The 22,003-nt window shown below is 71.3% G+C and carries 20 protein-coding genes and 1 tRNA gene; 10 read left to right on the top strand and 11 right to left on the bottom strand.

The window, feature by feature from the left end:
• Positions 1 to 2 precede the first annotated feature (2 nt).
• From ACG83_RS07325 to ACG83_RS07305, 5 genes are all read left to right on the top strand, one after another.
• Positions 3 to 647, top strand: coding sequence for a DUF501 domain-containing protein (locus tag ACG83_RS07325; protein ID WP_369812857.1), 645 nt, complete (start codon positions 3 to 5; stop codon positions 645 to 647).
• On the top strand, positions 644 to 1,600 hold the full coding sequence (locus ACG83_RS07320; protein WP_054565243.1) for a Ppx/GppA phosphatase family protein: 957 nt from the start codon (positions 644 to 646) through the stop codon (positions 1,598 to 1,600). Before ACG83_RS07325 ends, ACG83_RS07320 begins: the two co-directional genes overlap by 4 nt.
• A 26-nt stretch (positions 1,601 to 1,626) precedes the next feature.
• Positions 1,627 to 2,472 (top strand): uracil-DNA glycosylase, encoded by an 846-nt coding sequence (locus ACG83_RS07315; protein ID WP_054565242.1) that lies wholly within the window; start codon positions 1,627 to 1,629, stop codon positions 2,470 to 2,472.
• 1,468 nt (positions 2,473 to 3,940) lie between these two features.
• Positions 3,941 to 4,015 (top strand) — tRNA-Leu (locus ACG83_RS07310).
• A 347-nt stretch (positions 4,016 to 4,362) separates the two neighbouring features.
• On the top strand, positions 4,363 to 5,169 hold the full coding sequence (locus ACG83_RS07305) for a Bax inhibitor-1/YccA family protein (RefSeq protein WP_054565241.1): 807 nt from the start codon (positions 4,363 to 4,365) through the stop codon (positions 5,167 to 5,169).
• Between the two features lie 110 nt (positions 5,170 to 5,279).
• Here ACG83_RS07305 and ACG83_RS07300 read toward each other — a convergent pair whose 3' ends face one another.
• Together ACG83_RS07300 and ACG83_RS07295 are read right to left on the bottom strand one after the other, a co-directional pair.
• Entirely contained in the window at positions 5,280 to 5,690 is a 411-nt protein-coding gene (locus tag ACG83_RS07300) for a PPOX class F420-dependent oxidoreductase (protein WP_054565240.1), read from the bottom strand.
• 15 nt (positions 5,691 to 5,705) lie between these two features.
• Entirely contained in the window at positions 5,706 to 5,948 is a 243-nt protein-coding gene (locus tag ACG83_RS07295; RefSeq protein WP_054565239.1) for a DUF4287 domain-containing protein, read from the bottom strand.
• 109 nt (positions 5,949 to 6,057) lie between these two features.
• Here ACG83_RS07295 and ACG83_RS07290 point away from each other — a divergent pair, with 109 nt between their 5' ends.
• Positions 6,058 to 6,456, top strand: coding sequence for a hypothetical protein (locus ACG83_RS07290; protein ID WP_054565238.1), 399 nt, complete (start codon positions 6,058 to 6,060; stop codon positions 6,454 to 6,456).
• Positions 6,457 to 6,519: 63 nt separating this feature from the next.
• On the opposite strand, the gene ACG83_RS07285 is transcribed toward ACG83_RS07290, so the two are convergent.
• Together ACG83_RS07285 and ACG83_RS07280 are read right to left on the bottom strand one after the other, a co-directional pair.
• On the bottom strand, positions 6,520 to 7,506 hold the full coding sequence (locus ACG83_RS07285) for a DUF459 domain-containing protein (RefSeq protein ID WP_054565237.1): 987 nt from the start codon (positions 7,504 to 7,506) through the stop codon (positions 6,520 to 6,522).
• A 46-nt stretch (positions 7,507 to 7,552) separates the two neighbouring features.
• Positions 7,553 to 7,951, bottom strand: coding sequence for a hypothetical protein (locus tag ACG83_RS07280; protein WP_054565236.1), 399 nt, complete (start codon positions 7,949 to 7,951; stop codon positions 7,553 to 7,555).
• A gap of 284 nt (positions 7,952 to 8,235) precedes the next feature.
• Here ACG83_RS07280 and ACG83_RS07275 point away from each other — a divergent pair, with 284 nt between their 5' ends.
• Positions 8,236 to 10,251 (top strand): phosphocholine-specific phospholipase C, encoded by a 2,016-nt coding sequence (locus ACG83_RS07275; RefSeq protein WP_054565235.1) that lies wholly within the window; start codon positions 8,236 to 8,238, stop codon positions 10,249 to 10,251.
• 68 nt (positions 10,252 to 10,319) lie between these two features.
• Here the strand turns inward: ACG83_RS07275 and ACG83_RS07270 are convergent, their stop codons facing one another.
• A complete protein-coding gene (locus ACG83_RS07270; RefSeq protein ID WP_054565234.1) occupies positions 10,320 to 12,032 on the bottom strand; it encodes an MBOAT family protein in 1,713 nt (570 codons plus the stop codon).
• A 282-nt stretch (positions 12,033 to 12,314) separates the two neighbouring features.
• Here ACG83_RS07270 and ACG83_RS07265 point away from each other — a divergent pair, with 282 nt between their 5' ends.
• The gene (locus tag ACG83_RS07265; RefSeq protein WP_054565233.1) at positions 12,315 to 13,205 is read left to right on the top strand and encodes an alpha/beta fold hydrolase; all 891 of its coding nucleotides are present in this window, start codon (positions 12,315 to 12,317) and stop codon (positions 13,203 to 13,205) included.
• A 63-nt stretch (positions 13,206 to 13,268) separates the two neighbouring features.
• Here ACG83_RS07265 and ACG83_RS07260 read toward each other — a convergent pair whose 3' ends face one another.
• The 5 genes from ACG83_RS07260 to greA all read right to left on the bottom strand — a co-directional run bounded on the left by ACG83_RS07260 (position 13,269) and on the right by greA (position 19,503).
• Entirely contained in the window at positions 13,269 to 13,730 is a 462-nt protein-coding gene (locus tag ACG83_RS07260; RefSeq protein WP_054565502.1) for a hypothetical protein, read from the bottom strand.
• Positions 13,731 to 13,868: 138 nt separating this feature from the next.
• Positions 13,869 to 14,930: a serine protease gene (locus ACG83_RS07255; RefSeq protein ID WP_235497716.1), complete on the bottom strand. Its 1,062-nt coding sequence runs from the start codon at positions 14,928 to 14,930 to the stop codon at positions 13,869 to 13,871.
• A 273-nt stretch (positions 14,931 to 15,203) separates the two neighbouring features.
• On the bottom strand, positions 15,204 to 17,207 hold the full coding sequence (locus tag ACG83_RS07250; protein WP_054565231.1) for a VWA domain-containing protein: 2,004 nt from the start codon (positions 17,205 to 17,207) through the stop codon (positions 15,204 to 15,206).
• A 114-nt stretch (positions 17,208 to 17,321) separates the two neighbouring features.
• Positions 17,322 to 18,833, bottom strand: a complete 1,512-nt coding sequence (locus ACG83_RS07245; protein ID WP_054565501.1) for a hypothetical protein — start codon at positions 18,831 to 18,833, stop codon at positions 17,322 to 17,324.
• 184 nt (positions 18,834 to 19,017) lie between these two features.
• On the bottom strand, positions 19,018 to 19,503 hold the full coding sequence (greA, locus tag ACG83_RS07240; RefSeq protein WP_054565230.1) for a transcription elongation factor GreA: 486 nt from the start codon (positions 19,501 to 19,503) through the stop codon (positions 19,018 to 19,020).
• A 584-nt stretch (positions 19,504 to 20,087) separates the two neighbouring features.
• Between greA and mca the strand changes: the two genes are divergently transcribed.
• Together mca and ACG83_RS07230 are read left to right on the top strand one after the other, a co-directional pair.
• A complete protein-coding gene (gene mca, locus ACG83_RS07235; protein ID WP_054565229.1) occupies positions 20,088 to 20,993 on the top strand; it encodes a mycothiol conjugate amidase Mca in 906 nt (301 codons plus the stop codon).
• Positions 20,994 to 21,082: 89 nt separating this feature from the next.
• Entirely contained in the window at positions 21,083 to 21,460 is a 378-nt protein-coding gene (locus ACG83_RS07230) for a hypothetical protein (RefSeq protein WP_054565228.1), read from the top strand.
• 104 nt (positions 21,461 to 21,564) lie between these two features.
• Here the strand turns inward: ACG83_RS07230 and arfB are convergent, their stop codons facing one another.
• Positions 21,565 to 21,987 (bottom strand): alternative ribosome rescue aminoacyl-tRNA hydrolase ArfB, encoded by a 423-nt coding sequence (gene arfB, locus ACG83_RS07225; protein ID WP_054565500.1) that lies wholly within the window; start codon positions 21,985 to 21,987, stop codon positions 21,565 to 21,567.
• Positions 21,988 to 22,003: the final 16 nt, after the last annotated feature.

Raw genomic sequence — 22,003 nt, 5'->3', positions numbered from 1 at the left:
CAGTGGGAAGTGACACGGCGGGAAGTGACACGGCGGGAAGCGGCGCGTCGGGGAACGGGGCGGCGTCGGGGTCCGCTCCGGCCGCGGGGCTCGGGGCCGAGACCGAGATCGTGCACCGTCAGCTCGGGCGGGTGCCACGTGCGGTGCTCGGTGTGGCCCACCGCTGCACGTGCGGGCTGCCAGACGTCCTCGAGACGGCGCCGCGCCTCGAGGATGGAACGCCCTTCCCGACCCTGTTCTACCTGACCTGTCCGCGGGCCGCGGCGGCGATCTCCCGCCTGGAAGGCTCCGGTGTCATGCGGGAGATGACCGCCCGGCTGGCCACCGACCCGGACCTCGCGCGCGCCTACAGTGCCGCGCACCGCGACTACCTGGCCCGCCGCGATGCCCACGGCGTGCTCGTGGGGAACCCGAGCGCCGGTGGGATGCCGGACCGGGTCAAATGCCTGCATGTGCTGGTCGCGCACAGCCTGGCCGTCGGTCCCGGCGTCAATCCGTTCGGTGACGAGGCTCTCGCCGCACTGGCTGACTGGGGGGCCCGCGGGCCCTGTGTGGACCTCGAGCGCGCATCCTGTGCGGAGGAACCTGCGAGCTCGCCCGGTGGTGCGGCGGGCGGTGGCCAGGGACGAAAGGGGACCGCCGGATGAGTCGCGTCGCAGCGATCGACTGTGGCACCAACTCCATCCGCCTGCTGGTGGCGGAGGTCGACGAACAGTCCGGGGGTTCCGGAGCGCGGCTGCGTGAGCTCACCCGCAGGATGGAGATCGTCCGTCTCGGAGCCGGCGTCGACCGCACCGGTGAACTGGCACCGGACGCGCTGGCCAGGACCTTCGCCGCGCTGCGCGACTACGCGGACGAGATCGACCGGCTGGGCGCGACGCGGGTCCGCATGGTCGCGACCAGTGCCACCCGGGATGCCCGCAACCGTGCTGAGCTGGTAACCGGCGTCCGTTCGATCCTCGGGGTCGATCCGGAGGTGATCACCGGTGGCGAGGAGGCGGCGCTTTCCTTCACCGGCGCGATCGGGGACCTCGACGCTGTCGACACACCGATCCTGCTCGCCGACATCGGCGGTGGTTCCACCGAGCTGGTGCTGGGTGACGCGAGCGGGGCACGCGAGTCCATCTCGGTGAACGTGGGCTGCGTCCGGATGGCCGAGCGCCACCTGCACGACGACCCACCGACCCCCGCACAGGTCGCCGCGATCGTCGCGGACGTGAACGCGGCTTTCGACGTCGCCGAGCGGGTGGTGCCGATCACCAGCGCGGCGACCCTCGTCGGTGTGGCGGGCACGGTGACCACGGTCGCGGCGCTCGCGGCCGACCTGCCGGCCTACGACGCCGATCGCATCCACCTGATGGTCACCTCGGCGGCCGACGTGGCGGCCGTGACGGAACGCCTTGTCGCGATGACCCATGCCGAACGGGCGGTGCTGCCCGTGATGCACCCGGGTCGGGTCGACGTCATCGCGGCAGGTGCGCTGGTGCTGCGGACGCTCCTCGAGCGGTCCGGTACCTCCGCCGTGATCGCGAGCGAGCGGGACATTCTGGACGGCATCGCGCTTTCTCTCGGTGGCGTGGTCGAGTCGGGCGCACGGTGACCGGTCCCAGCCGGCAGGCTGGGACCATGGCCGTCGACGCCGGACCGGACGACCGGGCGGCTGGTACGGGTGCCGAACCGGCCGCCCCGGGGGCGGGGTGGCCGAACGACCCCGCCACGGCGGCCACACCGGTGGCCGCCACGGCGACCGGCGTCGTCGAGCTCGCGACGACGGCGGCGGACTGCGCCGAGCTTGACGCCCGGGTCTCGGTCTGCCGCGCCTGTCCCCGACTGGTGCAGTGGCGGGAGGAGGTCGCGACCGTCAGGCGGGCGGCGTTCGCGGACCAGCAGTACTGGGGCCGGCCGGTGCCCTCGTTCGGTCCGCCCGACGCGCGGCTGCTGATCGTGGGGCTGGCGCCGGCCGCGCACGGCGGGAACCGCACCGGTCGGATCTTCACCGGTGACCGCAGTGGGGACTGGCTGTTCGCCGCGCTGCACCGGGCGGGCCTGGCTCGGCAGCCGACCTCGGTCGCGGTGGGAGACGGCCAGGAGATGATCGACAGCAGGGTGGTGGCCGCGGTCCGCTGCGCGCCGCCGGCGAACAAGCCGACCCCGGACGAACGGAACACCTGTCGCCCCTGGCTGGTCCGGGACCTGCAACTCCTGCGACCGACGCTGCGGTCGATCGTGGTGCTCGGCGGATTCGCCTGGACCGCGCTGTGGCCGGCGCTGCGCGCGGCCGGCTACCCCCTTCCACCTCGCCGGACGCCCTTCGGCCACGGTGTGACCGTGAACCTGGCCGAGTTGCGGATCTTCGGGTGCTACCACCCCAGCCAGCAGAACACCTTCACCGGCAGAGTGACGGCTCCGATGCTCGACGTGGTCTTCTCGCAGGCGGTGGAGCACATCGCCGGTGTTCGCGACGCCCCCTGAAATCACAGCGGCGGGTATGGTTTCGTGCCGCGCTGTGCTGTGTCCGGCCATCGGGGACCTCGCTGTGGGCTTCCCGGTGTCACGGGAATCGTCCGATCATTTGTCGGTTGCCGGTACCTTCCTGCCATGCGAAACAGTGGGGCAGATCACTTTTCGCGGTGTCGCGCGGCGCGAAACGACGGCGACCTCGCCTCGCGGGGCCCCGGGGTGCCCGCGGTCACGGCTGCAGTTTCGCAACGACGCTTCTCCTACCGCGGAGCGGAATTCTCTCCGTGGGGAGATCGAGCCACGATCGATCCGATTGTTGTGACAGATAACAGCAGGTGAACTCGCGGGGGTCGCCCGTGCGGCCGGATGCTCTCGGGCGCCGGGCCGTGCGGCCTTCCGGCCGGCAGTCCGGGCGGAAGGCGTTGCTGCTCCGTTGCTCGTTCGTTCACAGCCGGCGGGTTTCAGTCGGTTGTGGCGGGGGGCCATGCCGCCGAGCGGACGGCGTCGAGCGGGCGGCAGGCGGGTCGCGGTGTCGCGGCGGTTCTTCGGGGCCGCGCCCGCGGGGAACGGTGCGGCGTGTCGGCGCGGGGCTTTCGGGCCGAATTTCCAGCCCGATTCCGCAGTCCCGCCGGAGGCGTCCGTCAGGAGTTCCGGTCGGTGCCGGAAGGCCTGGCGGAACAAATGCAATGTGAGCTGACCGCCGTCTTCGTTCTGGCCGCGCCGCCGCCGTGGAAATCGGGGTTTCAGTGTGCTGCGGATCGCTGGCCGAGAACGTGCGCAATGTGGGTTGCGGCGGGTGTTGGACGGCCATGGTGGGCAGCCTGCCGATTTCTGGTCGGGGTCGGGTGCGCTTTCCGCGCGATCGCCGGGACGCAGTGGCGGACACTGCGCCGTTGCGACCCGTCAGGCCGCATGGCTGCCGCGGCATGGCTCGTGACGTTCCGTGTCTGCCGCCGCCGCTGCCCGGTCAGCGAGGCGCCGCCGCCTCCGGCCGGGCCGCCGCTGCTGCGCGGCACCGCCGCCCCGCTTCGGCAGGTCGACCGCCTGGCTGGCCCGACGGTTGCCGGGGCTGCTGCCGAGGGCGGCCCAGGGCCGACGGGTGCTGCCCGTGGGCGGCCGCCGCCGGTGCGGCGTCGACGGATCCGGGCCGGCAGGCAGGCCGCGGCACCCGTGATGTTGCGCTGGCGACATTGCGCGAGGCGGACGTCGGGCGCTTCGGACTCTTCGGTATTCTTGATCTTGTCTTCGCTGGTGATCGGCTATAGGTGATCAAGGCCGGTCCTCCTGACGCGTCCTGGTAGCGGATCATTCCGGATCCGAACCGAGATGTGACCCCTTGCCGTGGGATGGCGGTACGCGTGCCTTGGTCGTCACCAGGAGTCACGAATTCGTCCGGGTCGGCCGGTCCGGGCGACTTTTCCTGCGATGCGTTATTCCCAGACCCTACGTAGCGTGGTAGAAACATCAGCGATGTGCACGAGCCGGTGTATCCCAACAGGTAGAGGAGGCTGTCCTAAAAACAGCTCGAGTGTCGGTTCGACTCCGACCACCGGCACCTTTCAATGTCGACCGGCCGCCTCGTATTGCCCCTGAGGTCGGCGGTCGAACGGGTACGGGCAGTGCCCGAGAGACCTTTGTCTGAACAGCGAAGCTCTGGATCTGGATTGCGGTCGAGCTGATCTCGCCGAGCTGATCTCTCGGCCGGCTTGGCCGCGTCCTCTTCTGCCCCAAATGTCTAGTCCGGCCCCGCTGCCCGGCGGCACCTCTCCTGGATTGCTCGCCGCAGCACGGATGTCACTCATTGCCGCAAGCGCGGAACCCGGCCGGCCCCCGTGGGCGTTGTACTGTGTGATCGTCGTGTGGCGACCTGTCCGCGCGGGCAGGCTGGGGAGGTCCAAGCCGATGGCAGAGCTACGTTCGTCCAACCCGGCGTTCACCCGAACAGGGTTCGGGCAGGGCCGCCCACCGGCGCCTCCGGAGGGCTCCTGGCAGCCTGGCGGGTGGCCACCGGCCCCCGGCCAGCCCGGCTACCCACCGCCGGCTCCCGTGCGGGAGAGGCTGACCTACGACGACGTGATCATGCACACGCTCGGCGTGTTCGCGGTCATGTTGGTCCTCGCGGGCCTCGGCTGGTACGTCGCACCCGACTCGCCGGGCCTCGCGATCGGTGCCTTCGTCGCCGCCCTCGCCCTGAGCTTCGTGATCTCCATGCGGGAGCGGATCAGCCCGCCGCTGGTGGTCGTGTTCGCCGGGCTGGAGGGTCTGGCCGTCGGCATCGTCTCGCGGTACTACGAGACGGCCTTCTCCGGAATCGTCCTGCAGGCTCTGCTCGGCACGGCGTTGGTGTTCGTCGTCATGCTGGTCGCCTACCGCAGCCGCCGTCTGCGGGCCACCCCGAGGATGGCCAGGATCGTCACGGGCACGCTGCTCGCCGTCGTGCTGCTGGGGCTTGTCGACCTCGGCATCCGGCTCTTCACCGGCAGCCACCTTCCCGTGATCAACGACCCGTCGCCGCTGGGCATCCTGTTCAGCATCGTGGTGCTGGCGGTGGCCAGCCTGCAGTTCATCCTGGACTTCGACTACATCGAGCGGGCTGTCGCCAGCGGTGCGCCGCGCGAGGAGGCCTGGCGTGCAGCCTTCGGCCTGCTCGTCGGCTTCGTGTGGGTGTACCTGGAGCTGCTGCGGCTGCTCTCCAAGCTCCGCCAGTAGCGACACCGACGCGGGTCGACACCGGCGGGGGAGCAGCGTGCAGGTGCGGGACGGACCGGCGGGGAGACGTCCGCGGCTGACGGCAGGGCGGGCCGCGGGCGTCTCGGCTGTCACCCGGAGCGTTGCGGGCCGGCCGCAGCGGGCGTCACCTTGATCACGCAGCGCTGCTCCCGCTCCATCGCGGCGCGGTAGTCCGCCCAGTCCGGGTGCTCACCGGAGATCTGTCGGTAGTAGGAGACCAGAGCGTCGTGGGCCTCGGGCAGCCGGATGATCTGCGCGGTGCCGCCGATCTGCACCCATGGCCCGAAGAAACCATCGGCCAGGACGCAGAGGTACACCCGGGGATCGCGTTCGATGTTCGCCGTCTTCAGCGCCGTTGTCCGGGTGCTGATCACCAGGGCCCCGTCGGTGTCGACACCGACGAGGACCGGGGACAGCTGGGGAGTGCCGTCGCGGCGGGTCGTGGCCAGTACGGCACGGTGATGATCGCGGATGAAGGCACGGGCGGCGTCAAGGTCCACCGGATCATTCTCGCTTCAGACCTGGATCGCGTGCCTACGCAGATCTGCCTCGTGCACCACGGCGGCCGCGTACCGGTGCGGCACGCCGTGGATGTCCCTCAACCAGCCCACGCGTTCCGAGAAGCGCAGCAGACCCGGCCCTTCGTTGAGGCAGGCCAGCCAGTGCCGGAGATCATGGCCGGTGGCCTTGGGCATGCGGTCGATGAGACCCCGGTGTGTCTGCGGGGAGCGGTACAGCGGGGAGCGATACAGCGACATGCGCGCCTCCAGAGGACTTGCGGTGTGTCAGCGGTACATGTGCCGAGCGTGCGCCTCGCCGTTCGCTCGGGCAAGACGTGGCGAGTGCCTCGGCAGGTATCCTGCTCGGATGTCGGATTCGCTCCGCGAGGTCAACCGGCAGGCCAGCCTCCTGGTCTCCAGGGCGCGGGGCTGGACGGGTTCCGCCTGGGATGTGCGGATCACCAGCGGTGAGACGAGAGCCGACCGGCTCCGTTCCCTGATCGACGAGCTCGCGCTGCTCGGCCGGCAGGCGGGCAGCGGTGCGCCTCCCGGGGCCCGCCCACCCCGCGTCGCTGACCATGCGCTGCCCGACCAGCTGATTGTGCTGGTGGACGACTTCCTGGCCGCCGCGGCGGCGCCGACGGCGGTTCCGGGCCCGGCCGGGCCCGGACAGGGTGTTCTGGAGCTGACCGCACGGGCGCTCGCGGTGGTGACCGCGGCCAGGGGCGATCTCGACGGGCCCGGCTTCGGGTTCCGCCCGAGCTGACCGGTTCACCGGCAGTGCCGACCGGCTGACTCTGCCGGCCGACCATCCGACCAGCCGGCAGAGTCAGTGCAGGTGCCACTCCTGGGCCAGGGTCTGAAGCACCGGAGCGGCGGCCAGGCGGGCTCCGTCGAGCGTCAGGTGCACCCCGTCTCTGGTGCGGATGAGCACGGAACGCCCGCTGCTGTCGGTCAGGTAGTCGGTGTACTGGCCGGCGTTGGAGAGCATCGGGCGAAGGTCCAGGAAGCGTGCACCGGGAACCCGTTCGGCGGCGGCCTGGGTCGCCTCGTTCATGCGGGCGAAATATCCGTTGAGGGTGCCGGACCGGGCCGGCGGCAGGCTCAGCCAGAAGACGCGCCTGCTGCCGCCGTCCGACCAGATCCGCATCAGGACGATCGCCCGGCGGCGGTACTCGGCCGCCCACTCGTCCGAGCCCGCAGGCAGGATCGTGCCGTCGGGCTGGGTGATGCCCTGGCCGTCGTTGCCACCCATGATCACGACGATCGCCTCCGGGTTGCGCCCGGTGATCTGGAGCCGGGCGTGGGTCGCCCAGTCGAAGAAGTCCGGTCGTACCAGCCCGGTGCCGAAGCGGGTGTCGGTCTCGGCGTGGATCGTCGCCGGCTCGGTGTTGGTGATGGTCGGGCCCAGCGACTCGGTCAGCGAATCGCCCGTGACCAGGACCCGCAGCGGGTTGGTCGCGGTCGGCGTCCGCAGGGGCGCCGCCGCGACGACGTTCTCCCGGCGCCGGGGAGCCCGGTCCTGGCCGCCGGTCGCCCCCGGCTCGGCCAGCGCGGCGGCTGAGGCGAGCTCGGAACTGTCCGCCTTCGCGCCGGTCGGGTCGGGGTGCCCGAACGCGGTCGTCAGGAGCCGGTCGGGCTGGTTGAGCCTGAGCGTGGCGGTGATCCGGTCCAGCGGGCGGGCGACTCCGAGGACGAGCTCTCGGGTGGTGCCCGGGGGCATCCCCTCGCCGGCGTGCACCATCGCCGCGGACCGCAGCACGGCAAGCAGCCCGAGGCACGCTGCCACCAGCAGCAGCGCCCGGCGCGCGGACATGGTGGGCACCGATGGCGCCGACGGCTCGGGCCCGGCCGCCGGCGGTTCAGTGGCCGGCGGTCGTGGCGCCGCCGGGCCCGCAGTGGCCGGACTGGCCGGAAGCCGGCTGGCGGTCGCCGGGGCTCCGAGTGCCGCCGGGGTTGCCGACGCCGATGGGGCTGCGGGTGCCGGGGCTGCCGGTGCCGGTGCCGGGGCTGCGGGTGCCGCTGGGTTTGCTGACGCCGCCGGGTTTGCTGGCGCTTCCGGGTTTGCCGAAGCCGCCTGGGTAGCCGAGGCCGCAGGTGTCGCGGTGGCCGGTGCGCTGTTGGCGCGAGGGGCGGTCGCTCCCGGGCCGGGTGGGGTGGGTGCCGTCCGATCCGGGTTGCGGCGTGGGGCAGGCGCGGATGGCGTCGAGGCCGTCGGCTCGTCGCGCTGCGTCATGAGCACTCCCCGCGATCAACGGCATATGTATTCGGATGCTTACCTTAAGTGATGATCGCTGGTTCTGCCGTTTGGCCCACGCTCCGTCCGGGGGGCTTGGAAAGGAGCTGTCGAAGGCCTGGCGGTAGCCCCGGTCTGAACTCGGGCGCGCGGAAACGGGTGGGAAGTCCGCCAGCTGACCTTCTGGTATCCGGTGGGCGAAAAGGCTTCGCTCGCTGGTCACATGCGAGACGCCCGCCGGTTGTGACGGTGCGCAAATCTTGGCCGACCCGCACTCCTCGGATCACACTTTCTCGGGCAAGGAGCCCCATGGTCGACCTCGATCGTCGCCGGTTTGTGACCCTGGCCGGCGGCGCCGCCGCACTGACCGCGCTCGACCAGAGCATCGCGCGCGCCGCCGCGATCCCCGCGAATCGCCGGACCGGGACCATCCGGGACGTCGAGCATGTCGTCGTCCTCATGCAGGAGAACCGCTCCTTCGACCACTACTTCGGCGCGCTGCGCGGCGTCCGGGGCTTCGGTGACCCGCATCCGGCCATCCTTCCCAGCGGCAAGGATGTCTGGAGCCAGCCGAACGGCACCGGCGAGCTCCTGCCCTTCCACCCTGACGCCGCCGACCTCGGCGCGGCCTTCCTCACCGGGCTTCCGCACAGCTGGACCGACGGCCAGAAGGCGCTCAACAAGGGCGTCTACGACCAGTGGGTGCCGGCCAAGGGCACCGCCACCATGGCCTACCTCCAGCGGCAGGACGCGTCCTTCCACTACGCCCTGGCGGATGCCTTCACGGTCTGCGACGCCTACTACTGCTCGTTCATCGGCAACACCGACCCCAACCGCTACTACATGTGGTCGGGCTGGACAGGCAACGACGGCAAGGGCGGCGGGCCCGTCCTCTACAACGACGAGCTCGGCTACGACTGGAAGACGTATCCGGAGCGGCTCGAGGCCGCGGGCGTCAGCTGGAAGATCTACCAGGACGAGGGAACCGGGCTTGACGACGCCGGTTCCTGGGGCTGGACCAGCGACCCGTACATCGGCAACTACGGCGACAACTCGCTGCTCTACTTCAACAGCTACCGCAACGCGGTGCCGGGCGACGCGCTGTACGAGAAGGCTCGCCGGGGCACGAAGAACCGGGATGGCCAGGACTACTTCGAGCTGCTTCGCGCCGACGTCGCGAAGAACCAGCTGCCGAGTGTCAGCTGGGTCGTCGCACCCGAGACGTTCAGCGAGCACTCGAACTGGCCGACGAACTACGGCGCCTGGTACATCGCCAAGGTTCTCGACGCGCTGACCGCCAACCCGGAGGTGTGGAGCAAGACCGTCCTGCTCATCACCTACGACGAGAACGACGGCTTCTTCGACCACCTTGTCCCGCCGCACGTCAACAACCCGCTGATCCCGGGTGCGAGCACAGTCCGGACGGACAACGAGTTCTACACCGGACCGCTCGGTGACGGCCATTACGGGCTCGGGCCCCGGGTGCCGTTCTTCGCGGTCTCGCCGTGGAGCGTCGGTGGCTGGGTCTCCTCGGAGACGTTCGACCACACCTCGATCATCCAGTTCCTGGAGAAGCGCTTCCGGATCAAGGAGCCCAACATCACGCCGTGGCGGCGGGCGGTGTGCGGCGACCTCACCTCGGCATTCGACTTCTCCCGTGATGCCGGTAACCCTCGGCTGCCCGACACCACCGCGTGGGCGCCGGCCGACCGGCTGCGCCACCCCACCTACCGCCCGACCGTGCCGGCGGTGGGCCAGATGCCGAAGCAGGAGTCCGGCACCCGGCCGGCCCGCCCGACGCCGTACTACCTCGACGCCACGGAGAAGAGCACGGCGAAGAAGCCGGTGATCTCCGTCGAGCTCGACAACCGTGGGTCGCTCGGTGCGCACTTCCAGGCCCGGCTGCTCGCCCCCGTCGGTGCGCCGCACAGCTACACCGTCGGCGCCGGGGACCGTCTGCGCGCGGAGTGGCCGGTCAGCGGCGACTACGACATCCACCTGCATGGCCCGAACGGATTCTTCCGGCGGTACGCCGGCACGGCCGGGTCGGACACCGTCACCGTCACCGTGGCACGCTCGGGACGCTCGAAGACGCTGCAGCTGTCCATCGACGCGCCGAAGGGCGTCAACGTCGAGGTGGAGAGCGCCTACCAGGGCGGGGTTTCCCAGGCGAAGGGCAACAAGAAGATCACGATCGACACCCGTGGCAGTGGCGGCTGGTACGACCTGACCGTCACCGTGCCGGGCACCACCTGGGTGCGCGGGTTCGCGGGGCACCTGGAGGACGGCTCGTCCTCGATCAGCGACCCGCAGCTGGGCCACTGACCCAGGCCAGCCGGCAACCGGGCCATCCTCGCCGATGGCCCGGTTCGCCCGTCCACTCGCCGAGCTGCTCAGAACCGGAAGTAGATGAACGGGGCGACGTCCTGCTGGCCGACGAAGGCGTAGATCACCAGCAGGAAGGTGACCACCAGGATGATCTGGGTGCCGAGGCGTCGGGCGGCGAACAGGCCCTGGGCGCGCACCCACCACCAGCCGGGCACCGCGGCGGCGCCCAGCCCCGCCGCGATCGCGACCAGCACGGTCGTCGTCACCAGGGGAGAGGGCCCGCCGGCGGTGAACAGCCGGCCGAAGATCTCGGCCGCGGTGCCGAGGTCGGGGGACCGGAACAGGACCCAGGCCGCGCAGACGAAGTGAAAGACGAGGATCCGTCCGAGCCAGACCCGGGGGAGGTTCGTCGGGCCGCGCATCGGGGTCGTCGCAGCGATCGGCGGGGCCGCCGTCGCGAGCACGGCCGCCCCTGCGGCCAGCCCGGGTTCGCGGGGTCCGGTCGGGGCCATGCCTGTTCCCGGTAGCTCCTCCCGCGACGGCGTCGGCGCGGGCAGGGGGTGTGACGGCGCAAAGCCGGGGTTGTGTGACGGCGCAAAGCCGGGGTCTGCCAGCTCGGGGTGCTTGGGCCGCGGCAGCACCACCGTTCCGCCGGCACCGCCCGTTCCGCCAGCGCGGTGCCTGGGCCCGGTGGTCCCGGTGGGCCCGCGCCCGGGACGTCCGCCCGGCCCTCCGCGGTGCGCGCGCCAGGCGCGCTCGCCGGCGAGGACGCCGCCGTGCAGCGCGCCCCAGATGACGAACGTCCACGCCGCGCCGTGCCACAGACCGCCGAGAACCATGGTGATCATCAGGTTGAGGTAGGTCCGGCGGCGCCCGCGGCGGTTGCCGCCGAGTGGCAGGTAGACGTAGTCGCGCAGCCAGCGGGACAGGGTCATGTGCCAGCGGCGCCAGAAGTCCTGCAGGCTGACGGCAGCGTAGGGGCGGTCGAAGTTGTCGGGGAACCGGAAGCCCAGCAGCAGGGCGACGCCGATCGCGATGTCGGAGTACGCGGAGAAGTCGCAGTAGATCTGCACGGCGTACCCGTAGACGGCCACCGCGATCTCGCCGGACGAATGCTGGCCCGGGGCGTCGAAGACCGGGTCCACGATCCGGGTGGCCAGCAGGTCGGCCAGGACGACCTTCTTCACCAGGCCGCCGCCGATGAGGAAGATCGCCCGGGTCACCTGGACCTGGCTCGGGTCGCGTGGGGTGGCGAGCTGGGGGGTGAACTCGCTCGCGCGCACGATCGGCCCGGCGACCAGGTGGGGGAAGAAGGCCTCGTACACGGCGAAGTCGATCAGCGAGACGGGCCGGATGTCGCCGCGCCAGACGTCGATCACGTAGGAGAGGGCCTGGAACGTGAAGAAGGAGATGCCGATGGGCAGCGCCACCTGCAGCAGCGGCAGCGGCGCGGGCAGGCCGACGTCCTGCAGGGCCCGGTCCACGGACAGCGCGAAGAAGCCGTAGTACTTGAACCAGCCCAGCAGTCCGAGATCGCAGACGATCGCGGCGATCAGGATCCGTCGGTCGCGCCAGCGCCCGATCGCCACGGCGGCGAGCTGGTTGATCAGCGTCGAGGAAACGATCAACAGGACGAAGCGGGCGTCCGCATAGGAATAGAAGAAGTACGAGGCGGCCAGGATGAACGGTTTCCACAGCGCCGGAACCGGCATGAGCAGCCAGGAGACGGCCATGACGATCACCAGGAACGCGGCGAACTCGATCGTAGGAAATACCACGCGTAACCGTCCGGCGTCTGCTACGGAAAGGAAAAGATTCACTACAGAACGTAGTTGAAGTGCGGCGGATGCGCCGCTCGACGGGCCTGGACACACGCGGGTGGGCTGGTACCGCACAAGATGGCCGGGACGAACCCGGTCAGGCCCCGCACCGGCGGACGTACACCGCCGCCTGTACACACCGCCACCTGTACACACCGCCGCCGGTGCGACGGTGAGCTGGAACCGAATGCGTAGCCGTGTACTGACGAACGGGTGGGACTGTCGCTACCGTCCCGGGTCATGAGAATCGTTCCGGCCAACGGCATCGAGCTGGCCGTCGAGACGCACGGTGATCCGGACGGCCTCCCGCTGCTGCTGGTGGGCGGGCTCGGGCAGCATCTCGTCGGCTGGCATCCCGACCTCGTGGCGAGCATGGTCCGGCGTGGTTACCACGTGATCACCTTCGACAACCGCGATGTCGGGCATTCCACCCATCTGGACTGGCACGGCCCGCCCGACCTGCTGGGGATCGTGTCCGGCCAGGCCGCGCTCGCGCCCTACGGCCTCGAGGACATGGCCGCCGACACCATCGGGCTGCTGGACGCCCTCGGCGTCGAGTCCGCCCACGTGTTCGGCGTCTCGCTCGGCGGGATGGTCGCGCAGCTGCTGGCGCTGAACAGCCCGGACCGGGTGCGCAGCCTCACCTCCGTGATGTCCCACCCCGGCGATCACAGTGTCAAGCCGTCGGACGAGGCCGTCGAGCTGCTGCTACGGCCAAGCCCGACCAGCCTGGACGAGTTCATCGCCAGGGCGGAGGAGTCCGCGCGGGTGATCGGCTCGCCGGAGTTCGCGGTCGACGTCCCGTGGCTGCACAGCCGGTCGAAGCAGCTCTGGGAACGTCGGCAGAACCCCGCCGGGGTGGCGCGTCAGCTGGCGGCGATCCTGGTCGCGGCGGACCGCTCCGCGGCGCTGCGCGGCCTGCGGGTGCCGACGCTCGTGGTGCACGGAACGCACGATCCGCTGATCCCGGTGCGCGGCGGGCGGCTCACGGCGGCCACCGTTCCGTCCGCGGAGCTCCTGGAGATCGACGGGATGGCACATGATCTGCCCCGCGAGATCTGGGCGCGGCTTCTCGACCGGGTCGACGACGTCACCCACCACGGCGAGTCCCTGCGTGCGGCGGTGCAGTGAGCCCTTTCCCGCTCACCGCCCGCGGTCGGGTATGCCGTGCGCCGAGTCAGCGGCGGAAAGGGCTCAGTAACCCGGCTTCATCACCATGAGGCAGATGATCACGACCCAGCAGGTGACCGTGGCGGCGGCGCCGATCGTGATCGCCGGGAGCTGGCGGCGCGCGTCGCCGCCACGCTCGATGTCGTGGACGGCCCGCCGCAGGCCCCTGGAGATCACGGCCATGCTGATCACGACGGCTGTGATCCACAGCAGGCCGGATGTCAGCAGCCACGGATCACTGATCCGGCGAAGGCTGCCGAACGGTCCCCGGTGAATGATCACCAGCCCGAACAGGGCGACCAGAATGGTCGCGGGCGGGAGGTACCAGGTGGTGCGGGCGGCCGCCCGCAGCCTGGACAGGCCGGCCGGGCCGGCGTGGACCAGCCAGGGCGCCGTCGCGGTCGTCATGCAGAGCGGGCCGACCAGGAGGAACGCGGAGAGTACGTGCAGGGTCAGGAAGAGTCCGTAGCTGCCTGAATGCGGCATGGCCAGACCGTATCGGGCGGCCGCGGCCGGCCGGTCCACCGGGCGGCGCCGCGCCGGCGGTGGCTCGACTGGTAGTCCCGACCGGCCGTTCGGCTGGTGACAGCAGTCGGTGGCGGAGGTCGGTGTCAAAGGCCGGTGTCAAAGGTCGTTCGACTGGTAGTAGAGCAGCTCGATCGCGCGGCCGAAGTAGGTGCCGTAGATGGTCTCCGGGTCCGAGGCGTAGGCGTAGCTGACGACGCTGTCGACCCAGCCGGCGCCGGGCCCGGCCCGGCCGAGCCCGGTGAACAGCGGGCCACCGCTGGCCCCGCCGGTCATGTCACAGGCCAGGCCCATCGAGGTGGTGCCATAGGGGTCGTCGCTGGACGGCCCGGCACAGTAGATCAGCTCCTCGCCGGTGTACTTCCCGAGCCGGGGGTAGCCGAAGGCGTACTGGGCGAGCGTCCGGGGCTGGTTGAAGGCGATCTTCTCGCCGCCGACGACATCCTCGATGTGCTGCCCGGCGCGCGTGTTGAACAGGATGAAGCCGGTGTCGTAGTCGAAGTCGCCCCGCAGGCCCCAGCCCGGCGTCACGGTGATCAGCCGGGCGGCCCAGAGCCCGAAGGGCAGGGAGCCGTCGGAGTAGCCGGGCATGAAGGCCACGTTGGTCGCGAAGGCACCGCCGCTGCCCTCGTGCAGGCAGTGCCCGGCGGTCACCGCGAGGTCGCGTCCCGTGCTCGTCACGACCGTGGCCGAGCAGGCGTAGTCGACGTCGTTGATCGTGGTGAACAGGCGGCCGACGGTCTTCGTCACCAGTCCGCCGTAGGCGTACGGAGACCCGGTGCTCGGCGGCGGTGGGCTGGTGGCCTCGAGGGTCTGATCGGTCCCGGTGGGCCCGTCGAGCCGCTTCGGCACTGGTCGGCCGTCCCGACCGGCCGCGTCCGCGACCTGGGCGCGGCTGCGCCGCTGCGCCGACCAGTACGCGGAGATCCGCGCCTGCTCGAGATCGGTCCGGGCGACGGGAGCGGACATCGGCTTCGCGTACGGGCGGCTCAGCGGTTCGGAGTAGGGGCCCGCGAACGGCCCAGGCAGCTCCCGGCTGAGGGCGGACCGCAGTGACTGCACCGGGCTGTGGTCGCCACCCGTCGCCGCGGAGGCCAGCGTCGGAAGCGCCGGCAGGAGAGTGCCCGGTATGAGGGCGCAGAGCGCGGCGGCCGCGGCCACGGCTCCGGCGAGGTGCCGTCGTCCACGCCACCGCGACGCCGGTCGGCCTGTCGCCCGGGCTGGATCTGCCGACCGTGGCTGGTTCGTCCGCCGCAGCCGGCTCGTCCGCCGTGGCCGGTCCGTCGACGGTCGGTGCCGATCGGCTCCGTGGCCCTGTTCGCGGCCTTGTTCGCGGCCTCCGTCGTGGTCCTCGTCGCGCTCGCACTCTGTCACCACGACGGCGCACGGTAGCAGCTAGTTAACTGACAGTGCCTGCAGTTGGCGGTCGGTCTCTCAGCGAGCCACCCGGCGGGCCCCCCGGGCACGCAGGTAGTCCCGGATGACGTAACTGCCGAGGGTGGCCGGGTCCGGTGAGAGCACCCGACCGCCGTTGCGCTGGGCCATCTCCTCGACGAACCGGACCAGCCGGGGCTCGTCGTCCAGCATGAAGACGTTGATCGTCACGCCGCGGCGGGTCAGCCGCTCGACCTCGGCGAGCGTCAGCTCCAGGGTCTCGGGCATGGGTGGCCAGGAGAACGAGGACGAACCGTCCCGCTGCAGGTGGGCGGTGGGCTCGCCGTCCGTGACCACCATGATCACCGGCTCGGCCTCCGGATACCGGCGCAGCAGCCGGCCCGCGATCAGCAGCGCGTGCTGCAGGTTGGTGCCCTGCACCATCTCCGAGTCCAGCCCCGCCAGCTCTACGGGGCGAAGCTCCCGCGCGTAGTCGGAGAAGCCGATGATGTGCACCTTGTCCTGGGGGAAACGGGTGGTGACAAGCGAGTGCAGCGCGAGTGCCGTCGACTTCGCCACCCCCCAGGTGCCGCGCAGGGCCATCGAGTACGACAGGTCCACCAGCAGGCAGACCGCCGCGCTGGTGCGCCGCTCGGTCTCGGCGACCTCGAAGTCGTCGACGGAAAGCCGCACCCGGCGGCCCGGGCCGGGCGGCCCCGCCCGCAGCACCGCGTTGCGGACGGTGCGGACCACGTCGATCGGCTGGGTGTCGCCGAACTGCCAGCGCCGGGAGGTACCGAGCAGATCACCGGCGGAACCGGCGTCGGTGTTCGTGTGATCACCGCGCCCGCGCGCGGCGACGTCGCGGAAGATGCGGGCCAGCGCCGCGTCGCCGATGCGCCGCACCGCCCGCGGCGTGAGCTCCAGCGTGCCCGCGCGGCGGGTGATGAAGCCCTGTCGCTCCAGCTCACGCTCGATCTGCTGGAGCTGGCGCAGGTCATCGACGGCGGTGCGGCCCAGCGCCCGCTCGACGGCTTCCGGGTCGACGTCCTCTAGGGAGGCACCCGGGTAGTCCTGGCTGAGCGCCGCCGCGAGCTCGTCGAGTTCGGCGAGCTCCTCCAGCGCGCTCGTGGCGTCCCCGAAGCCGAGCGGCTCGTCCCCGGTCATCGCCTCCGGAAAGCGCCCACGAGCCCGCCCGCGGCCGCGTCCCCGCCCACCCCAGTCCAGGTCCGGGCGGGCTGACTGCAGCGCCCGCGACAGCCGGGACATCTCGCCGGACAGGCCCAGGTCCTCCATCGCGGTCGCCATCAGATCGGCCAGCTCCTGGCGTTGCGCCGGGGTGAGGCCGGCCAGCAGCCGCTGGGCCGCGGCGGCCCGCCGGGCCAGCGAGTCGACAAGCTCCTCGAGGTCGCGGGGGTTCTCCGGGAAGAACTCGCCGTGCCTGCGCATGAACTCCTCGAAGCGGGCCCCGGTCTCCTCGCCCCGGGCGTCCGCCTCCAACAGGTCGTTGAGATCGCGGACCATCTCGCGCACGCGGGCCAGGTCATCCGGGGTGGCGCCCTGCAACGCCTGCTTCATCCCGCGGAACTGCGCGTCGAGCACCTCGCGGCGCAACAGGTCGGAGATCTGGTCGTAGGTCTCGCGGGCCTGCTGCGAGCGCCAGTCGTAGTCGGCGAGCTCCCGCACCGCGCGGGCGGGATCGGACGGCAGCGCGTCCAGCTCCGCCTCCCGCAGCCGCGCCTCGTCGCCGGGGTCGGGGAACAACGCGGCCCGCTCCTGGCCGATGGCCGTGTCGAGCAGACGGCGGACCTCGTCGAGGGTGCCGTCGAGCCGGCCGCGGGAACGGGCCTCGCGGCGGCGGCGCTCGATCGCGCGGCGCAGGTCGTCCAGGCCGCGGCGGCCCGGCATGCCCCGGCGCAACAGGGTGTCCAGGGCCTCCCGCGGCGTACGTCCCTCCAGGATCTGGTGGGACATCTCGTCGACGGCGTCGGTTGCGGAGAAGGGGGACGCCAGCGGGTCGGGCCCGCCGTCCCAGGGGCCGTATCGGAACTGTCCGGAGCTCACCGGTGCCTCCTGGTGGCCTGCCGCGTGATTCTGTTTGTGGTCGGGCGAGTCGCGCGTGGCCGGGCGAACCGCCCGACGGGACGAACCGCCCGACCGGACGAACCGTGCCGACGGTCAGCCGCCGTACACCGTCCGCCCGGGCAGTTCCTCCTTGGCGAGGCGCCGGTTGAGGTGCAGGCCCTCCATCGCGAGCTCCAGCGCCGCGGCGGCCAGGCCCGGCGACTCCGCTCCGTCGACGTCCAGGCGGGTGAGGATCGCTGACAGGCCTGGTACCGGCCCGATCCGGCGCAGCAGCTCGGCGGCCGGGACGAGATCGCCGGTCTCCACGGCACCGTCGCGCTCGAAGCGGTCCTGCAGGCCGGAGAGGTCGGTCCCGGCGAGCTTCGCGCGGAAGGTCTCCGCGATGGCCCGGCGCAACATCAGCGCCAGGACCTCGTCCTCCCGGCCCTCCTCCAGCTGGTCGAACTCGACCTTGCCGCGGACCGCCGGCACGATCGCGGCGAGGTCGACGACCCGCGCGGTCGCGCTGTCCTCGCCGGTCAGCGCCGCCCGCCGAACGGCGGAGGCAGCCACCGTCTCGGCCGCCGCGACCGCGAGCCGGGCCGAGACACCGGAGCGCTGGTCGACCTGCGGCGCGTCGCGGACAAGCCGGGTGAAGCGGGCCACCACCTCGATGAGATGGTCGGGAAGCTCGGGGGTGCCCAGCGGCGCGTCGGCCCAGGAGATCACGGCCTCCTGGCGGATGAGGCTCAGCTCGTCGTCCAGCCGCAGCGGGTAGTGGGTGCGGACCTCGGCACCGAAACGGTCCTTGAGCGGGGTGATGATGCGGCCGCGGTTGGTGTAGTCCTCCGGGTTCGCGGAGGCGACCAGCAGCAGGTCCAGCGGTAGCCGCAGCATGTAGCCGCGGACCTGGATGTCGCGCTCCTCCAGCACGTTGAGCAGCGCCACCTGGATGCGCTCGGCGAGGTCGGGCAGCTCGTTCACGCTGAAGATGCCGCGGTTGGTCCGCGGCACCAGCCCGTAGTGCACGGTTTCGGGGTCGCCGAGGGTGCGGCCCTCGGCGACCTTGACCGGGTCGACGTCGCCGATCAGGTCACCGACGCTGGTGTCGGGGGTCGCCAGCTTCTCCCCGAACCGCTCGGAGCGGTGCCGCCAGGTCACGGGCAGCTGCTCGCCGACCTCGGCGAGCAGCAGGCGGCACCGGCCGCAGACCGGAGCGTAGGGGTGATCGTTGATCTCGCAGCCGGCGACGGCGGGCGACCACTCGTCGAGCAGGCCGACGAGCGTCCGGATCAGACGGGTCTTGCCCTGGCCGCGCTCGCCCAGGAACACGATGTCGTGCCCGGCGAGCAGGGCCCGCTCGACCTGCGGGAGAACGGTGTCGTCGAAGCCGACGATGCCCGGGAACCGGGGCTCGTCCGACCGCATCCGCGCAAGCAGGTTCTCCCGCAGCTCGGCCCGCACCGACCGGTGACGATGGCCGGAAAGGCGCAGGTCAGCAAGGGTGATAGCGGCTGGCGGAGGCCCGGATGCCGAGGGGGCGCTCGCCGTCGGTGCCGCCGCGGGGGCGGCGATGTGCTTCGTGGGAGGTGTGGACGGACTGTGCGGAGCCGGCGGATCTGCCACCAGCTGACGGTACGTCCACACCGGCCCGCGCGCAGCGGCATGGGATGTCGTCCGCTTATGGCGTAGTCGCGCCGCCCCGCCGGTCCGTTCCCGTCGGTCGACCGCACCCCATGGCAGGTGCGTCACCCCATGGCAGGTGCGTCACCGCAGGCAGGGCGCCGCGGGTGCGGCCCCGCTGGGCTGCTCAGCCCGCGTACGGCGACACCGCGACGATCTCCACCGCGGCCGAACGGCCGTTCGGCAACGTGTAGTTCACCGTCTCGCCGGCCTTGTGGCCGGTGACGGCGCCGCCGAGGGGAGACGCGGGAGAGAACACCTCGATGCTCGTGCTGTGATCCTCGCGTGAGCCGATGAGGAACTTCTCGGTCTCCTTCTCACCGGGGAACCGGATCTCGACGATCATCCCGGGCCCGGCCTCACCGGACACGCCGCGCGAGGTGTCGCCGACCCGTGCGTCGCGGAGCAGGTCCATCAACTGGCGGATCCGGGCCTCCTGCTTGCCCTGCTCCTCCTTGGCCGCGTGATAGCCACCGTTCTCCTTCAGGTCGCCTTCCTCACGGGCGGCCTCGATCTTCGTGGCGATCTCCGTACGCCAGGTGCCCGTGAGGTACTCGAGCTCGGAGCGAAGTCGGTCGTAGGCCTCCTGGGTGAGCCAGGTCTGCTGCGTCACGCGTCACGCTCCTCGAGGAATACCAAAGTTCTGAGTCTATCGGAGGGAGCCGAGGCTCCCGGCGGCGCGCCCGGGTGGGGCCCGCTCACGGCAGGCGCCACGGGGCTGTTGCTGGTTCAGTTCAGTGCTGGTCGCTGCTTCAGTGCTGTTGCTGCTTCGCTGTTGCCGCTTCAGTGCGAGCGGGTGGTCCGGGCCGCCCTCGACGTCGGTTCCCACAGTGCGAGGTCGTCATGACGACTTCCCGCCGTGGTCACGGGCCGATGATCCCTCAAAGGTGGGCCCGACGACGATGTCGGTTTGCAGACGACGCCACCTGCCAGAGACCGTCCGCCCGCAGACCGGTGAACCGGCGTCTTTGGAGCGTGTGCGGACGGTGTATTGTGCCACGCCGCTCGGTGACTTTTCCAGATCAAGAGTGAGCTGGGTCTCGTTTGTGCCGGCCTGTCCCTCGTTCCCGGGGCGGTCGACCGCCCCGGTTGGTGCGGAGCCAGGCGGTTGAGGGCCCCCGAGGGCTGCGCTGCGGCGGCCCAGGTGGCCGCCGCGCGGGCGCCGGCCGGCCCGGCCCGCTCCGGACGTCAGCCACAATGGGCTGCATGCTCCCGGCCGAACAGGAGCGTGGTCTGCGGCTCATGGCCGTCCACGCGCATCCCGATGACGAGTCCAGCAAGGGCGCGGCGACGATGGCCCGCTATGCCCACGAGGGCGTCGAGGTGCTGGTGGTCACGTGTACCGGCGGTGAGGCGGGCAGCATCCTCAATCCGGCAATGGATTCACCCGAGGTCCTCGCGCGGATGCCAGAGGTCCGGCGCGAGGAGATGGAACGGGCACGGAAGATACTCGGAGTGCAGCAGGAGTGGCTGGGGTTCATCGACTCGGGCCTGCCCGAAGGTGACCCGCTGCCGCCACTGCCCGAGGGGACCTTCGCCACGCAGCCCCTCGCGGACGCCGCCCGCCCGCTGGTGCGCCTGATCCGCCAGTTCCGCCCGCAGGTCGTCACGACCTACGACGAGAACGGCGGCTACCCGCATCCGGATCACATCATGACCCACCAGATCAGCGTGGAGGCGTTCGAGGCCGCCGGTGACCCCTCCCGCTATCCCGAGGTTGGCGTCGAGCTCGGCCTTGCGCCGTGGCAGCCGCTGAAGCTCTACTACCACCTGACCTTCCACAAGGACCGCATCCTCGCCCTGCACGAGGGGATGCGCGCCGCGGGCCTGGAGTCGCCCTACGGGAAGCGGCTGGACGAGTGGATCGACCGGGCGGAGGACACCGGCCGGTTGACCACCCGGGTTCGCTGCGAGGACTGGTTCGAGGTCCGGGACCGCGCCCTGCTCGCGCATGCGACCCAGGTCGACCCGGACGGGCCGTGGTTCCGGGTGCCGCTCACCCTGCAGCGCGACGCCTGGCCCACCGAGGACTACCAGCTCGCCCGGTCCCTGATCGAGGTGGGCGTACTACCCGAAGACGATCTGTTCAACGGAATCCGCTGAGAGCCTTTTCCGCCGTTGTCTCGGCACCGCGGCATCGCTGGCCGCGGACCGTCAGCTGAAAGACTCTTGACTACAGGAGGTGCTGGTCAGTGGATGACACATCCGGCGGGGTGCGGCTCGCCGCCGAGATAGGCACGGGCACCAGCGGCGCCCTCGTGGTCTTCGTGCTGATCCTCGCGTCAGCAGGGCTCTTCGTGCTCCTCTCGAAGAGCCTGCGCAGGATGCGGGCGAACGTGGAGAACGGCGAGTTCGGCCGGCCGCGCGGGGATCTGACGAACCGCGGCGAGGCGGCCGGTGACCCGGCGGCGGGCACTCTGGCCACCGCCGAGCGCGGCGCCGAGGAGGCCGCGGCCGCGAGTGTGAGCGCGGCTGCGCCGGCCAAGGGGGCGAAGGGAGCCAAGGAGAAGCTTCCCCGCCAGCGAGGCAGGCAGGGAGCAGCGGAGGACACCGGATCCGGCTCGGCCTGAGCCGAGCGCCCTGCGCAGGGTCGCTTGGCCACCCGCAGGAGTTGAGGATCAACTGCTGCCCGGTAGCAGGCACGCCCACAGCCCGGAGCTCGGAATCTGGCCGATCATTCGTCCGGCCCGCGCCGGCCCCCGCCTCGATCCTTTTTGATCTCGCTGCGGCGCTTCTTGCCGGCCAGCCGCCGCTCGACCGAACCACGGGTGGGGCTGGTCGGCCGCCGTGGCCGCGGTGGAGGTGCCGTGGCCTCCCGCAGGACGTCGGCCAGCCGTGCCGCCGCGGCCTCACGGTTCCGTAGCTGCGAGCGATGCTCGGACGCGGCCAGGGTCAGGACCCCGCCGACCAGGCGACCCTCCAGCCGCGCCAGCGCCCTGGCTCGCATCCGCTCGGGCACGGACGGTGCGCGGGCGAGATCGAACGAAAGCTCCACGCGGCTGTCCGAGGTGTTCACCGACTGCCCACCCGGCCCCGCGGATCGCGAGTAGCGCCACGTGAGCTCGCCGGCCGGGATCGCGAATCCCGGCCGGATCATCAGAACGCTCGGCAGC

Source organism: Frankia sp. R43 (genome assembly GCF_001306465.1).
Classification (GTDB): Bacteria; Actinomycetota; Actinomycetes; order Frankiales; family Frankiaceae; genus Parafrankia; species Parafrankia irregularis.
This window is presented reverse-complemented; position numbering and strand designations above follow the sequence as displayed.

Excerpts from the sequence above, each read along its gene's own strand:
- ACG83_RS07315 (WP_054565242.1), top strand. The coding sequence starts at position 1,627 with ATGGCCGTCGACGCCGGACCGGACGACCGGGCGGCTGGTACGGGTGCC.
- ACG83_RS07285 (WP_054565237.1), bottom strand. The coding sequence starts at position 7,506 with ATGTCCGCGCGCCGGGCGCTGCTGCTGGTGGCAGCGTGCCTCGGGCTG.
- ACG83_RS07260 (WP_054565502.1), bottom strand. The coding sequence starts at position 13,730 with ATGCCGCATTCAGGCAGCTACGGACTCTTCCTGACCCTGCACGTACTC.
- ACG83_RS07265 (WP_054565233.1), top strand. The coding sequence starts at position 12,315 with ATGAGAATCGTTCCGGCCAACGGCATCGAGCTGGCCGTCGAGACGCAC.
- arfB (WP_054565500.1), bottom strand. The coding sequence starts at position 21,987 with ATGATCCGGCCGGGATTCGCGATCCCGGCCGGCGAGCTCACGTGGCGC.
- ACG83_RS07275 (WP_054565235.1), top strand. The coding sequence starts at position 8,236 with ATGGTCGACCTCGATCGTCGCCGGTTTGTGACCCTGGCCGGCGGCGCC.
- ACG83_RS07295 (WP_054565239.1), bottom strand. The coding sequence starts at position 5,948 with ATGTCGCTGTATCGCTCCCCGCTGTACCGCTCCCCGCAGACACACCGG.
- ACG83_RS07305 (WP_054565241.1), top strand. The coding sequence starts at position 4,363 with ATGGCAGAGCTACGTTCGTCCAACCCGGCGTTCACCCGAACAGGGTTC.
- ACG83_RS07320 (WP_054565243.1), top strand. The coding sequence starts at position 644 with ATGAGTCGCGTCGCAGCGATCGACTGTGGCACCAACTCCATCCGCCTG.
- mca (WP_054565229.1), top strand. The coding sequence starts at position 20,088 with ATGGGCTGCATGCTCCCGGCCGAACAGGAGCGTGGTCTGCGGCTCATG.
- ACG83_RS07290 (WP_054565238.1), top strand. The coding sequence starts at position 6,058 with ATGTCGGATTCGCTCCGCGAGGTCAACCGGCAGGCCAGCCTCCTGGTC.
- ACG83_RS07280 (WP_054565236.1), bottom strand. The coding sequence starts at position 7,951 with ATGCCGTTGATCGCGGGGAGTGCTCATGACGCAGCGCGACGAGCCGAC.